Genomic DNA, 13,619 nt, shown 5'->3' on the forward strand with positions numbered 1-13,619 from the left:
CTACGGCCGGCCGAGGCGCAGTCCGGCCAGGGGGTCCTCGGCGCACTCGGCGACCGGGGGCCGTTCCAGGTCCCGGCGTCGGGTGAGGACAAGGTCGACAGGTCGTCGCCGGGAGTGGTCGGCGGACGGTTTGGGGAGGTCCGCACCGTCCTCGGCACGCTGGGCGAGCTGCTGTTCGCCGTACCCCTGCACGCACTCGGGGTCGGGGCCGTCCAAGGGCAGTCCGGTGAAGAACTTGGCGGCCATGCAGCCGCCCTTGCAGGTGTCGTAGAACGCGCAGGACGCGCAGGCTCCGCCGTGCTGCGGGGTGCGCAGTCGCGCGAACAGTTCCGAGCCGCGCCACACCTCGGTGAAGCCGCCGGGTGCGCGGACGTTGCCGGCGAGGAACTCGTCGTGGATGGCGAAGGGGCAGGCGTAGACGTCGCCGACCGGGTCGATCAGGCAGACGACGCGTCCGGCACCGCACAGGTTGAGGCCGGGGAGCGCTTCGCCGTAGGCGGAGAGGTGGAAGAAGGAGTCTCCGGTCAGGACGTTGTCGCCGTGGGCCAACAGCCAGTCGTACAGCTCGCGTTGCTGTGCCGCGGTCGGGTGGAGGTCGTCCCAGACGTCGGCTCCGCGGCCGGAGGGGCGCAGCCGGGTCAGACGGAGTTGGGCGCCGTAGCGGTCGGCGAGATCCTTGAACTCGTCCAGTTGGGGGATGTTGTGGCGGGTGCAGACCACGGAGAGCTTGAAGTTCCGCATGTCGGCGGCGGCGAGGTTCTCCATCGCCCGCAGCGCCGTCGCGTACGAACCGGCGCCGCGTACCGCGTCGTTGACGTCGGCGGTCGCGCCGTCGAGGGAGATCTGGACGTCCACGTAGTCGTTGGCGGCGAGCCGTCGAGCCGCCTCGGGCGTGATGCGGACCCCGTTGGTGGAGAACTTCACGCCGACATGGTGGGCGGTGGCGTAGTCGAGGAGTTCCCAGAAGTCGGCGCGGACAGTCGGCTCTCCGCCGCCGATGTTGACGTAGAAGACCTGCATGGCCTCTAACTCGTCGATGACCGCCTTGGCTTCGGCGGTGGTCAGCTCGCGCGGGTCACGGCGGCCGGAGCTGGAGAGGCAGTGGGTGCAGGCCAGGTTGCAGGCGTAGGTCAGTTCCCAGGTGAGGCAGATCGGCGCGCCGAGTCCGGACTCGAAGAGGTCGACCAGCCGTGTGGTGCCGACTGTGGCGGTCATGAGGTCCTTCCGACGAGCATCGACGACTCGGCGAGTGCGGCCAACGCCTTGCCGTAGCGCGGCAGTTCGGCCTCTTCGACGCCGGCCGCCAGGCAGGCGTCGCGGGCCGTGGGGGCGTCCGCGAGGGACTCGACGACGGCGAGCAGTCTGCGGTCCTTGAGGAACGTCAGTCTGCGGGTCCCGAAGTGGTAGAGGAGCGCACCGAACGGTTCCGGCCGCACCGAGACCTGGGGGTGCAGACCGAGGGCGCGGTCGAGGGCCGGCGCGGTCACGCGGGCGGCCTAGTAGACACCGCACATGCCGTCGATGGAGATCTCCTCGATGAGGTCGTCGGCCTCGATCAACTGCTGTTCCGTGACGGGTTCTTCGGCCTGGTTCTCGTTGGCCGGGACGGTCGGTAGGGGCTGGAGCTCGTTCATGCGACTCTCCCTGGGCATCCGGCTGGGCATCCGGGCGACTGCGCGGTCGACAGTAATGGCACTCGGTGCCGAAAGTGAAGAGGGAGAGGCCATGATTCTTTCGACCGATCGGTCTACGCCAGTTCCGGGGTCCGATTGAGGCATCCGGACGTCATCGTCGTCGGTGCGGGAGGCAGTGGCGCGCCGCTTGCCGCACGGCTCAGCGAGGACTCCGACCGCACCGTGCTGGTGCTGGAGGCGGGTCCCGTGCCGCGTCAACAGGCGGCCTTCACAACGGAGTTGCTGGACGCGCGCTTCGTCCCGGGCGCGCAGCCCGGGCATCCCGCCGTCCAGCCGTACGCGGTCCGTCTCACGCCGCGTCGGCCGTACACGGTCGTGCGGGGGTGCTTTCTCGGTGGGTCGACCACTGTCAACGGCGGCTACTTCGTACGGGCTCGGCGCGCGGACTTCGAGCGCTGGTCGGCCGTAGGGGGCGCCGCCTGGTCGTACGACCGGGTGCTTCCGTTGCTGCGCTCGCAGGAGTCCGATCTCGACCACGGCGCCGACGAGGTGCACGGGGAAGGGGGTCCGGTGCGGATCCGGCGGGCGGGTCTGCGGCACCCCGCCGCCGTGGCATTCCGGTCGGCCACGCGGGAGTCGGGGTATCCCGAGGAGCCCGACAAGAACGCCCAGGGCGCTCCCGGGTTCGGGCCCGTGCCGTCCAACTCCGTGGACGGGATACGCGTCAACACCGGTGTCGCCTATCTGCTGGACGCACTCGATCGCCCCAACCTCACCGTGGAGGGCGGCAGTTCGGTGACCGGAGTCGTCATCGAGCGAGGCCGGGCGACCGGCGTGGTCGTCGAGCGTGACGGGCGTCGTACGACTCTGGAGTGCGGTGAGGTCGTGCTGTGCGCCGGGGCGTTCCGCTCCCCCCAGCTACTGCATCTGTCGGGCATCGGACCTGGCGACGAGTTGAGGCGCCTGGGCATTCCGGTGGCCGTGGACTCCCCCGCCGTAGGAGCCCGGTTCGGCGACCATCCGCAGCTGGTGCTGGAGTGGCAGCCCCGGCGGCCGATGCCCGAGGCCGTGGACTCCTGGCTCGGCGGCTGCCTCCACCTGTCCTCGTCGGACGGCGACCACCCCGGCGATCTGGAGATCCTCCAGTCACTCGTCCCCATGGCCGGACTGGTCGGCGGAACGGTGACCGTGCCCGGCGCACCGCTCGCGTTTCTGGCGGCCGTCCAGTCGCCCCGGCTCAGCGGCCGGCTGCGCACGTGTTCCGTGGACGCGGCCACTCCCCCGAGGCTCGACTACGGCTATCTGGAGACCGCCGAGGACCGCCGCCGCCTGCGCGAAGTCGCCCGCGCCACGGCCGCGTTGACCGCCACCGACGCGTTCGAGGAGGTGTCCCGGGGGCTCGTGGAGCCGGGACCGGAGGTATTGGCGGACGACCGGATGCTCGACCGATGGGTCGAGACACACCTCGGCACCTCGCACCACACCTGCGGCACGGTTCCCATGGGCCCCGCCGGTGATCCGGGAACGGCCGTCGACCACTACGGTCGCGTGCACGGCATCGTCGGGCTGCGCGTCGCGGACACGTCGATCCTGCCGACTCCGCCGTTGCGCGGGCCTGCGGCCACCGCCGTCCTCGTCGGCGAACTCGTCGCCGACGCCATGCGACGTGACCTGCCGTGACCCGGTTCAGGGACGGGCCGGGGCCGGGCCGTCGAAGCCGGCCGCGAGCTGTCGCAGACCCTGGTCCAACAGATCGCCCAGGACCGCCTGTTCGTCCGCCAGCCAGTGTTCGTACGCGGCGACGCACGCGGCGAGGACGGTGTGGCCGATCAGCCGGGGCAGCAGGTCCGAGGACACCCTGCCCGTGCGCCGTGCGGCGAACTCCGTGACGAGTGTCCGCCACGAGGCGTAGCGCACGGTCGAGTCGGCCTGCAGCGTCGGGACCCGCAGGATGAGCGCCATGCGCTGCCGGTGCCAGGGCACTGCCGCCGGGTCGAAGCGATTGAACTCGACGACCGCGCCACGCAGCGCGTCCATCATCGGGACGGCGTCATCGGTCGCCGCCAACAGGCCGTCTAGCTTGACCAGTTCGGCCTCGAAGTCGCCCCACACCAGGTCGTTCTTGGAGGCGAAATAGCGGAAGAAGGTACGACGGCCGATGCCTGCCGCGGTGGCGATGTCGTCGACGGTCGTCCGGTCGAACCCCTGCCGTGCGAACAGTTCGAAGCCCACCTGCTCCAGTGCGGCACGCGAGGTCGCGGGCGGTCGGCCCGTTCTGGTCTGTCGCTGTCCGTTCTCACCGTCCACAGCGCACATCATGCACAGACGTCCATCAGGATGCCCGCCGCCGCTCTCATCCGGGACTTGCGCAGATCGAGGACGGGGCTCGGGTTCGAGAGGCCGTGGGAGGCCAGCAGGTTCATCAGGGCCCAGACCGTGTCGGGCCGTTCCGTCAGAAGGAGTTCACGGCCGTCCGGGGTGATGACCTTGGCCGCGGTGATACCCGCGAGGAGGCTGGTGCGGGCCCAGTCGACGTCGTACGAGACGCCGTTCGGGCTGGCGACGAGGACGACCTCCTTGGTGCGGTGGAGGACGGTCAGGTAGTCCATCGGCACCGTCAGGCGCCGGGTGGCGTCGAACGGGGGTGTGCCGTCCGCCGGTTGGACGCGCAGGACCGTGTCGAGGACGGGGCCGTGGTCCTGGAATGTGGTCCTGGCGCGCATCTCCAGGAAGCGGCCAAGCGCCAGGGCACCGCCCCGGCGTGACCATCGCCGGCCGACCGAGCCGAACGCGGCTCTCTCGCCCGGCAGTTGGTCCGCGAGCCGGCGGGCTTCCTCGCCGGGCTCGCTCACCGGTGCCCGTTCCTCGGGGAGGGCGCGGTCCCGGTCGGCGAGGGCGGCGTAGCGTGCGGCCGTGTGCGGGTCCAGGCGCCGGAGGTCGATCGTGTCGCCGTTCATGGCGACCGCTCCGACCTCCCGTGAGATCCGCATCTGCCCGAGCTGGCGGTCAACTCGCCCTGTCACGTCGGTCGTTCGGCCTTCGAGGTCGATCACCCGGCAGGTTCTCGTGCCGGCGAGCAGGTTGCTGCGCGACCAGTCGGGGGTGACCGTTCGCCGAGCCCCCGGAGTGGCGAGGTCGTCGACGAGGACGACCAGGCGTCCCGCCGTGATCGCCGACAAACACAGGGACGGCACCCGCCACTCCCCCGTCACCTCGAACCCGGCGGTCCCGTCGGTCTCCTCGGCGTCGCGCACCCGCAGCCTCAGTCTGATCAGCGGTGTGAACTCGTCGGGCGTGTAGTCGCCGTAGTGGGTCGTGAAGGTCGACTCGCCGTCCGGGTTGTACCGGGCCAGTGACGCCTCCAGTACGTCCGCCCGCACCAACCGCGCCCGCGCCGGGCCCTGTTGGGATCGGGGCGCCCACATCACGAAGGTGTCGTCCGGACACCGGGAGGTCCCGCCCTTCACGCGGTCCCTGCGCGTGATCCGGGGATATCCCTGGCGCGTGGCGGTGATCGCCACGACGGGGATCATGACCGTGCCGCCCAGCCCGAGCGCGATCATCATCGCCGGCCAGTCCCAGCCGGGATGGTCGCTCCAGCCGAAGTACCCGACGAGGAGGAAAAACGGCGCCGCGGAGAGGCAGACCGCGATGAACACCAGATTGCCCACGAACACACCCGTATGACTGCGCACAGTCCCTTCTCCTCCAGGCACTCGGTCTGTCCGTGCACCCGCCGGATGGGCACACGCTCTTCCCACTCGCTCACAGCTCGATGCGGAACCGCCCGCCGGACAGGTCCACCACCGCCGCGAGCCGACGGCCCAGGCGCAGGGCGGGATGGTATGTACGTCTCCAGGTCGTCTCGAACGTCCGCAGCCCCGGCCCGCTGACACGCAGACCGACCTCGACGCCGGAACTCTCCCCGTCCGACGCGAAGTCGGTCAGGTCGGTGATCTCCGCGGTCGCCGGCACCCCTACGGCGTCCAGCCGCCGGTTCTGCTCCCTCTCGACGACCGTGTTGCCCCACAACCCCAGGCCCACGGGAACGAAGACCACCGTGAACACGACGCCCATGACCATGAGGTCCGCGGCGGTGAAGAGGGCGAAGCCCAGCATGACCGGGCCGCACAGGACCAGCACGGCGGAGATGGCGTACAGGAACACGGCATCCCTCGGGCCGACATGATCGATCAGCCGCATCCGTACCGGCTCGGGACGGGCTCCGCCGTCGGTCATGTCAGGTCTCCGAGCCCTCGGGCCCGCTCCGCTCCAGCAACTCCAGCCGCTCCGCCAGGGCTTGCAGGCCGGCGCGGCGGGACGGGTCGTAGAAGACGGTCTGGCGTCGTCTGTTGGGGCGGGTGCGGATCACCAGCATGCGGCTTCGGCCGGGGCGGAACTCCAGACGGGGCTCCTCCCGGATGTGGTAGCGGCCGGCGTCGATCTCGCCGAACACCTCCAGCACGCGGCCGTCGAAGGAGAGCATCGTGGAGTCGGTCAGCGGCACTTCGGAGAACGGGGTCCGCGTCACGGTGCCACGCCGTCCCCGGCGTAGAGGTAGCCGCCGGGGTTGGCCGGGTCGGCCACCAGCAGGACCTGGTCGCCGGTGCGAGGGATGCGCAGCTTGGAGACCACGGTCTGCAGGGCGATCCGGTCGGTCCTCCCCGTGGGCTGCACGACCAGGTCAACTACCGGGTCGTGGTTGACCAATTGGCCGGTGTCGGCGATCGACACGACGACGGCGGTCGTGGTCGGCACCCCCGCCGCGAGCAACTGCTGTACTCCGAGACTCGAGTTGTACGCACCGATCGACTGCTGGACCCTGGCGAAGTCCTCGTTGCCGAGGAACGCCCGGGTGGTTCGGCCGTAGAAACCCTTGCCGCTGGCCACCTGGCCCGCGATCTCGGCGGCCCGCTCCTCGCGACTCTTGCGACGCCCGAAGATTCCCATGACGGCTGCTCCTTCTGGTCGGGGTGGATTCCCGTGTTTCCCGCTGTCCCCGTGGACGCTAGGCGGCCCCGATCGCCTACCGATCCCAGGTTCGCCCGCCCGATCTCGGACGACGTACCCTCCTGACATGCCGCTTCCCAGCCAGCCGTCCGGCGAGCGCCGACCGCGCGTCATGGTCATCGACGGCGCCTGGCGTGCCCTGGGACCGGGGCTGGAATCGCTGAGCGGCCCCGGCGGCGCCCCGCTGACCCGGACCGTCAAGCTGATCCTGCTGCCGTTGATCGTCAGGCCGGGACTGCATCCCGACCTCGCGGTGGACTTCCTCGCGCCGGAGCCTGCCGAGCGTCTCGACGCGCTGATACGGGAGTCCGGGACGCGGCTCGTCGCCACGGCCCAGTGGTTCACCCTGCTCAAGCGGACCCGCCGGGCGCTGGGCGTCGTGGCGGGCAACCCCCAGGATCTGTACTTCCAGCGGTGCTTCGAACTGGCCGCCGAACACGGTGAACCCGCCGCCGGCGCGGGCGCGTTGGCCAGGGCCGTCGTCGAGGACGTCGCGGACGCGGACGGCGGCCGTACGGTCGACACGCTGAAGCGGTATCTGGCGGATGCCGCCCAACACGCCCGGCTGGAGGCGGAGTTGGGCATCGCGTGGGACGGGCGTCAGCCGGCTCCGGGCGCCGATACGGCCGCTGCGGTCGCGCTGGCGGGTGAGGTTCTGGAGGCGTGCGGTGGGGTGGAGGCGCCGAAGGACTCACCGTCGTACACGTCCATGGTCGAGGCCGGACACGGCGGGCTGCTCGGCCGGGCCCTGTGGACGCACGCGAGCGGGGTCTGGGGGCGCGACGGTCTACCGGCCCATCTCGGGCTGACCGAACGGCGGTTGCCGCCGCGACCGCGGGTCGGTCGGGGTGCTTCGACGGCCACGCTGCCCGCGCCGCTGGACCGCACGCTCTTCGAGCGGCTCTTCGTCGTGCTCCAGTCGTCGGCTCGGCGCGAGGAACTACCCACGGTGCCGGAACTCGTCGGGCGGGAGGTCGGCCGCAGCTGCGCTCCGCTCGGTCTGTACGACGAGACCCTGCGCGTCGCCGTCCTGCTCGGCGGTCAACTCGCCGTCGGCCTAGACCCGTTGGGCATCGAGGAGCCCGCGCCGGGGCGGACCGCGGCACACCGAGCCGTCAACAGCCGTTGGCGCAGGGAGGCTTCGGTCCTGCGCGCCCGCCGGATGACCGTCTCACCCCGCCCTGATCCGGACGGCGGGGTGCTGGACGCCCTCGCCCAGGATCTCCGTACGCCCTGGACCGCCTATATGCGGCGGCTCTGGGTGCGGTTGCACGGGCGGGACGTCCGTGCCGCGCCACTCGCCGATGCGGCGTCGGCCTGGGCGGTGCTCGACGGGGTCGCCCGCTCCGTGATGATGGACCACCGGGCCCGAGTCCGGTCGGCGCTACGGACGTTGACGGCATCGGCGGCACCACCTGCCGCCGTGGCCGAGGCGGCCGAGGCGAGGAGCGCGTGATGGCGGGGGCCTTCGTCGACGTCCATGTCGCGCGCGGCGACGACGGCGCGATCCGAATCAGCACGGCCGGTCCTGTCGCCGCTCCGGACTGCACACGTGCGGTTCTCGACGTCGCCGGGGCGGTGCTCGCCTGGTCCGTCCTGGCGGCTCCCGGTCCGCCCATGGCCGAGATCCATGACGCGGGGCGGGCGCAGCAGTGGCTGTGGGCGGTCTACGGCGAGCGCGTCGCCGCTGCCGTGCACGCCTGTGCGGCAGGCGAGTTGGTCGATGTGCGGCTGTCCGCGGACATGGCGCCGCTCGCGGGCAGCGCCGCCCGGCTCGGCTTCGGGCACTGGGCGGCGCGGTGGTGGCCGGCGTCGCACCTGGACGGAATCGCCGCGCTCCAACCGGACGTGCTCGGGTTGGAGTTGGCCGCGCTCACCCACGAGTGCCAGCAGTTGTTCGACGACGACGGTGATCAACCCGACGACTGCGTGGCCGAGTTGATCGAGGAACACCAGGTCGCCCTCGACCCGCTGATCCAGTGGTGGCACGCCACACCGCCGTCGACGGACACGGCACGCCGGCTGGAGCGCGTTCTGCGGTCGGTCGACGACGCGGCGGACAGCGCCGGACTGGACTCGGAAGCCCTGCGCCGCCTTCGGTCGTCCCTGGCCCGACCCCGCCCGGACGGCGCTTCGGTCGACCCCGTCGCGCTGTTCGTACGGCACGGCGACTACGCCCTTGCCGCGGGCGAACCGCTCGTCGCGGGCGGCCGGTTGATCGCGCGGGGCTCGGGGACCAACGACTGGCGCCGCTACCCGCCCGGCTTCGTCGACGCCTCCGAGACCGCGGTGTCCTGGACCGCCCGCGCACTCGGCGCGCGACGGCAGATCGAGGTCGAGGTCGTCGCCCACAGCGCTGCGCCCGTCGCCGCCGTACCTCTCGCGGCGGAGGTCCGGGTGAACGACGGTCCCCGGAACCGGGTGCCCCTCTCCAGGCGGGTCGACGTGTGGACCGGCCGCGCGGAACTGGACCTCCCCGCCGGAGAGACGCAGCCGCGTATCGAACTCGGTGTGCTGTTGCCCGGCTTCGACCCGGGGCCGGGGCCGGAGGGCGGCGTCGACCGTGACTCGGTCCGCGCGCTGGTCCGACGGCGCCTCGCGACAGCGGCACAGCCCCTCGCGTCCAACTCGCCGCCGCACGACGGCAGTTCGGGTCCGTTCCTCGCCGAGATCGCCGCCGCCACCACCGATGAGGACTACTGACGGATGCCGGACGAGAACGAGCGCGAAGAGGGTGCCGAGGTGACGCGGCTCTACGGAGAGCCGTTCGACAGCGGTCTCGCCCTGGCCGAAGAACATCAGCTGGCCGCCGATCTCGCCGCCGCGGTCGCCGTCTACGAGGAGTTGCTCGCCCTGGCCGAGTCCGTGGAGGACTCGCCCGACGTTCGGTTCCTGCGGGCACATCTGCTGCAGAACATCGCGACTGTCCAGCTCGACGCCACCGACCTGGCCGGGGCCGAGGAAGCCAACAAGCGGTCCCGTGACCTGCTCGACGACATCGCCTCGGCGCCGATGGGCCCGCGCGGCCGCCAGCTCTGGCTGGAGATGCTGCTGCGGACGCTGATCGCCCGGGCCGACGTGCTGCGCAGAACCGGACGGCTGGACGAGGCGCTGGCCTGTCTCGACGAGGCGGCGGTCAGGCTGCCCGAGTTCGAGGACCCCGACGGACTGCGCACCTCCGAACTCGGCCTGAACCGTGTCCATTTACTCATGGACAAGGGCGAGTGGGGAGCGGCCGAGGACCAGGCGTCGGCACTGCTGTCCACCACGCCCTCGACCGCGGTGGAGACCGTCCCGCGGCTCCTGGTCGCCCTGGGACTGATCTGCTCCTCGACCGGGCGGTTCGACCCGGCCGAGGACTACTTCGCCCGCGCGGAGGACCGCTTCCGGGCGATCGGCGACACCGGTGCGCAGCGGACACTGCTCGCGCACCGGGCGTACACGGCGATGCACCGGGGTGAACTCGACCTCGCGGAGCGGCTGTTCGCGGAGGCGTCCGCGTTCTTCGAGCAGCAGCGGTGGTTCGGCCATCTGGCGGTCTGTGAGCAGGCCCGTGCCTTTCTCGCCGGTCGGCGCGGCGACGCCGTCGGCGCGGAGGATCTGCTGACGGCGAGCCTCTCCCGGTTCGAACGGCTCGGCGCCTCGATCGCCGCCGCCGACTCCATGCTGCTGGGCGCCCAACACGCCTACGACCGGGGCGACATCGAGGAGATGAAGCGGCTGGCCCAAGGCGCCCGGGACGTGTACCAGGAGCGGGAGGTGTACGAGCGGTGCGCGCAGGTCGACCTCATGCTCGCCCGCACCCTTGAGGACAACCTCAACCGGACCGATCACGGCGATCACGAGCGGGAGTCCGTCGACACCGCGCTCTCCTTCGCCCTGCCCGCCGCACTGGCCCTGGAGGCGGCACGCTACGACTTCGCGACCGCCCACGCCCGCAGTCAGTGGCTCCAACTCGCCGACGAGGCGATGCAGTTGGTGTACCGCCTCGCGAACCGCAGACAAGACCAGGGCCTGCTCTTCGAACTGGCGGAACACCGTTGCGCGGGCGCCTCGTTGGCCCTGGACCGGACACCGCCCGCCGCCGAGCCGGTCGAAGAGCCCGCGTCGGTCTTCCCGAGTGCGGCGATGAAGTCGTACGCCAACCACGAGCACGCCGAGGGCACGATGACGCTCGGCGGTGTCGCGGCGGACTCCGCCGCCTCGGTCGGCCTGCGGGTCGCGCCGCCGCCGAAGGTGCGGATGTCGGCGCAGTCGGGGCCGGGCCGTGTCGCGCTCCAGGAGTTCATCGCGGCGGCCGAGTTCCGCTATCGCCGGCGGATCGTGGACGAGGAAGCGGTGCCGTTCTGGATCACCGACGACCTGACGAGCCGCCCGGTCGTCCAGGTCCGACTGGCCGACGCCGGCGACCTGTTCATGACCTGGACGTGGGCGGGCGGGGCCCGGGGATTCGGCACCGGTCACGGACCCGGTACCGAAGTCGACCAGGCGGTAAGGGAGTTGAGCGACGCGCTGCCGGGAGCGGGCGACGGCGCGGAGGGCATGCGGAGGGCGTTCGACTCGGGCGCACTCGCAGAGCACGGAAGCGAACGCCGGCTCGCACGAACACTGGCCGAGGCCCTCTGGCCGGAACAACTGACCGCGCAGATACGCCAGGTGGCGGAACGGGCGGGCCGTCCCCTTGTACGGATCCAGCCCTCGCCCCGGGTCGCCCAGGTCCCCTGGGAACTGCTCGCCGTCGACGCCGGGACCGACGTACGGCTCATCGACCTCGCGGACGTCGTGACCACCGCGCCGGCGTCCCTGCGGCCACGGAATCCGGCGGCCCCGGCGAAAGCGCAGGCCACGGGCACCGAGTTGGACACCGACGCCCAGCCGGTCGTTCTCGTCCTCGACCCCCGCGTCCCCGGCTTCCGCGCCGATTCCCCGCTCGGCTCCGTCCTGGGACCGCCCGGCTCCGACCCGGAGTTGATGGCACTGGTCCAGGCCCGCCTCGACGCGGGCGCCGTCGTACCGTCCGTCGCCACCCCCGCGGAGGCCTTCCGCCGCACGGACCTGGACCGGGACTGGCTGAGCGGCGTGCTCCGCAAGGGTGCCCGCAGGCTGATGTACGTCGGGCATGTGAGCGGTGCGCCGGTCGAGGGCGGCCAGAGCGAGGACGGCACCCTGCACCTCAGCTGCGACGCCGGAACCGTAGGCCTGGCCGAGCCGCTCCGCACCCACCGGCCGCTGTCGGCCAAGGACCTCCTGCTGGGCTCGCTGCCGCTGCGCGCGGACGGCGAACCGGGCGCGCGTATCTGGCCCGCGCCACCCCGGGTCGCCCTCATCGGCTGCGAGAGCGGCGGCGATCTGCGGTTCGCCGAGTCGTTCGGCCTGGCGACGGCGATGCTCCACAACGGCGCCGAACTGGTCACCGCCACGCGCTGGGTCCTGCCGACCAGCTTCGCCTTCCATCGACTGGCCCAACTGCCGGAGTCCGTACGCCCGTTGTCGGAGGCGATCATCGCCGTCGACACGGCCCACGAACACGAGGACCCCGTGCGGAGCCTCGGTCAGTGGCAGCGCGAGCAGCTCGACCGCTGGCGCGCGGACGGCCGTGTCGAGCACTCGCCCCTGTTGTGGGCCGCCATGACCTGCATCGTGGTGTGACGGGTCAGAGCCGCACGATGATCAGGGCGGTGTCGTCGGTGGCGCCCCCGTGCGGGAGCAGTTCGAGGAGTACGGCGTCCGCGAGGGCTTCGGGGTCGGTGTTCCGGTGGCGGACCAGGGAGTCGGCGAGGCGGGCCAGGCCCGTGTCGATGTCCTCGCGACGGCGTTCGATCAGGCCGTCGGTGTAGAGGACCAGGGTGGAGCCGCGCGAGAACGTGGTCTCGGCCTGTGGCCTGGCCATCGGGTCGGGGCGCGCGTCGAGGGGCGGGTCGGTGGCCCGGTCCAGGAACTCCACGCGGCCGTCGGGATGGACCAGGGCGGGCGGCGGGTGTCCGGCGCTGCTGTAGGTGATGGTGTGCCGGTCGAAGTCGACGAAGGTCGTGACCACCGTGGCGGACTCGGCGCCGTCGACCACGTTGGCGTAGCGGCCCAGGACGTTCAGGGCCTCGGCCGGGCCGGCCGCGACCCGGGAGGTGGCGCTCAGGGCGCTGCGCAGCTGGCCCATGACGCCGGCGGCGGCCAGGCCGTGGCCGACGACGTCGCCGACGGAGACGCCGATGCGGTTGCCGCCGACCAGGTCGACGACGTCGTACCAGTCGCCGCAGACGTTCAGGGAGCCGACCGCGGGCCGGTAGCGCACGGCGATCTGGTGGCTCGCGCTCTGGCGGCGGGTGGGCAGCATCGCTTCCTGGAGGGCCAGGGCGACCTCGCGTTCGCGGGCGTGGGCGCTGCGCAGGCGTTCGTTGACCTCCTGGAGTTCGCGGGCGCGGGTGTACAGCTCCGCTTCCAGTACCCGGGTGCGGCCGCTGCCGGAGCTGCCGCGGGCCCGGATCAGTTCGGTGACCTCTTCGACGCGGTGGACGAGGAGGACGACCTTGCCGTCCAGGTCGAGGACCGGTGCGTTGACCGGGCTCCAGTAGCGCTGCTCCCACTTCCCGGGGCAGGCCGTCGACTCGACGTCGTAGCGCTGGAGGGCCATGGTGTCGCGTTCGCCGGTGGACAGGACGCGCCGTAGCGAGGTCTCGAGGTTGCGCATGCCGGTGGCGGCGGGGTCGTTCGGGTTGTCGGGGAAGACGTCGAAGAGGAAGCGGCCGACGACCTGCTCGCGGGTGCGGCCGGACATGCGCAGGAACTCCTCGTTGGCGTCCGCGTACACCAGGTCGGGTCCCAACAGGGCCACCATGCCGGGCAGCCCCTGGAACACCGCCGCGTAGTCGATCGCCGCGTCCGTCATGGCCCTGCCACCAATCGCCGCTATCACACCATTTTCCCACGATATAAGCAGACCGGATGGGCCTCGGGAGGCACTTTGCGTCCACCCGGTTA

Annotated in this window: 13 protein-coding genes; 4 read left to right on the forward strand and 9 right to left on the reverse strand. The window is 71.6% G+C overall.

What is annotated here, in order from left to right:
- The 3 genes from mftC to mftA are packed head-to-tail and all read right to left on the reverse strand — an operon-like array spanning window position 1 to window position 1,634.
- A complete protein-coding gene (gene mftC / locus OG714_RS04860; protein ID WP_406118753.1) occupies window positions 1-1,215 on the reverse strand; it encodes a mycofactocin radical SAM maturase in 1,215 nt (404 codons plus the stop codon).
- Window positions 1,212-1,487, reverse strand: coding sequence for a mycofactocin biosynthesis chaperone MftB (gene mftB / locus OG714_RS04865; protein WP_406118755.1), 276 nt, complete (start codon window positions 1,485-1,487; stop codon window positions 1,212-1,214). Before mftB ends, mftC begins: the two co-directional genes overlap by 4 nt.
- A gap of 9 nt (window positions 1,488-1,496) precedes the next feature.
- Complete coding sequence (gene mftA, locus OG714_RS04870) at window positions 1,497-1,634, reverse strand: mycofactocin precursor MftA (RefSeq protein WP_406118757.1); 138 nt, start codon at window positions 1,632-1,634, stop codon at window positions 1,497-1,499.
- 135 nt (window positions 1,635-1,769) lie between these two features.
- On the opposite strand from mftA, the gene mftG reads away from it, so the two are divergent.
- Window positions 1,770-3,314 carry a mycofactocin system GMC family oxidoreductase MftG gene (gene mftG, locus OG714_RS04875; protein WP_406118758.1) on the forward strand — a complete coding sequence of 515 codons (1,545 nt, stop codon included), beginning with the start codon at window positions 1,770-1,772 and terminating at the stop codon, window positions 3,312-3,314.
- A gap of 6 nt (window positions 3,315-3,320) precedes the next feature.
- Here the strand turns inward: mftG and mftR are convergent, their stop codons facing one another.
- From mftR to OG714_RS04900, 5 genes are all read right to left on the reverse strand, one after another.
- Window positions 3,321-3,941, reverse strand: coding sequence for a mycofactocin system transcriptional regulator (gene mftR / locus OG714_RS04880; protein ID WP_406118760.1), 621 nt, complete (start codon window positions 3,939-3,941; stop codon window positions 3,321-3,323).
- Between the two features lie 8 nt (window positions 3,942-3,949).
- Window positions 3,950-5,329 (reverse strand): hypothetical protein, encoded by a 1,380-nt coding sequence (locus tag OG714_RS04885; RefSeq protein WP_406118761.1) that lies wholly within the window; start codon window positions 5,327-5,329, stop codon window positions 3,950-3,952.
- A gap of 70 nt (window positions 5,330-5,399) precedes the next feature.
- On the reverse strand, window positions 5,400-5,873 hold the full coding sequence (locus OG714_RS04890) for a hypothetical protein (protein WP_406118762.1): 474 nt from the start codon (window positions 5,871-5,873) through the stop codon (window positions 5,400-5,402).
- Window position 5,874: 1 nt separating this feature from the next.
- The gene (locus tag OG714_RS04895; RefSeq protein ID WP_406118764.1) at window positions 5,875-6,165 is read right to left on the reverse strand and encodes a hypothetical protein; all 291 of its coding nucleotides are present in this window, start codon (window positions 6,163-6,165) and stop codon (window positions 5,875-5,877) included.
- Complete coding sequence (locus OG714_RS04900) at window positions 6,162-6,584, reverse strand: hypothetical protein (protein ID WP_406118765.1); 423 nt, start codon at window positions 6,582-6,584, stop codon at window positions 6,162-6,164. Before OG714_RS04900 ends, OG714_RS04895 begins: the two co-directional genes overlap by 4 nt.
- 127 nt (window positions 6,585-6,711) lie before the next feature.
- On the opposite strand from OG714_RS04900, the gene OG714_RS04905 reads away from it, so the two are divergent.
- Genes OG714_RS04905 through OG714_RS04915 form a run of 3 tightly spaced genes read left to right on the forward strand, consistent with a single transcriptional unit; the run spans window position 6,712 to window position 12,293 of the window.
- Window positions 6,712-8,100, forward strand: coding sequence for a hypothetical protein (locus OG714_RS04905; RefSeq protein WP_406118766.1), 1,389 nt, complete (start codon window positions 6,712-6,714; stop codon window positions 8,098-8,100).
- Window positions 8,100-9,347: a hypothetical protein gene (locus OG714_RS04910; protein WP_406118767.1), complete on the forward strand. Its 1,248-nt coding sequence runs from the start codon at window positions 8,100-8,102 to the stop codon at window positions 9,345-9,347. The genes OG714_RS04905 and OG714_RS04910 overlap by 1 nt, the downstream gene beginning before the upstream one ends.
- Before the next feature lie 3 nt (window positions 9,348-9,350).
- The gene (locus OG714_RS04915; protein ID WP_406118768.1) at window positions 9,351-12,293 is read left to right on the forward strand and encodes a hypothetical protein; all 2,943 of its coding nucleotides are present in this window, start codon (window positions 9,351-9,353) and stop codon (window positions 12,291-12,293) included.
- Between the two features lie 4 nt (window positions 12,294-12,297).
- Here OG714_RS04915 and OG714_RS04920 read toward each other — a convergent pair whose 3' ends face one another.
- A complete protein-coding gene (locus OG714_RS04920) occupies window positions 12,298-13,527 on the reverse strand; it encodes a PP2C family protein-serine/threonine phosphatase (protein ID WP_406118769.1) in 1,230 nt (409 codons plus the stop codon).
- Window positions 13,528-13,619 lie beyond the last annotated feature (92 nt).

It is taken from the genome of Streptomyces sp. NBC_00989 (assembly GCF_045162655.1).
Classification (GTDB): domain Bacteria; phylum Actinomycetota; class Actinomycetes; order Streptomycetales; family Streptomycetaceae; genus Streptomyces.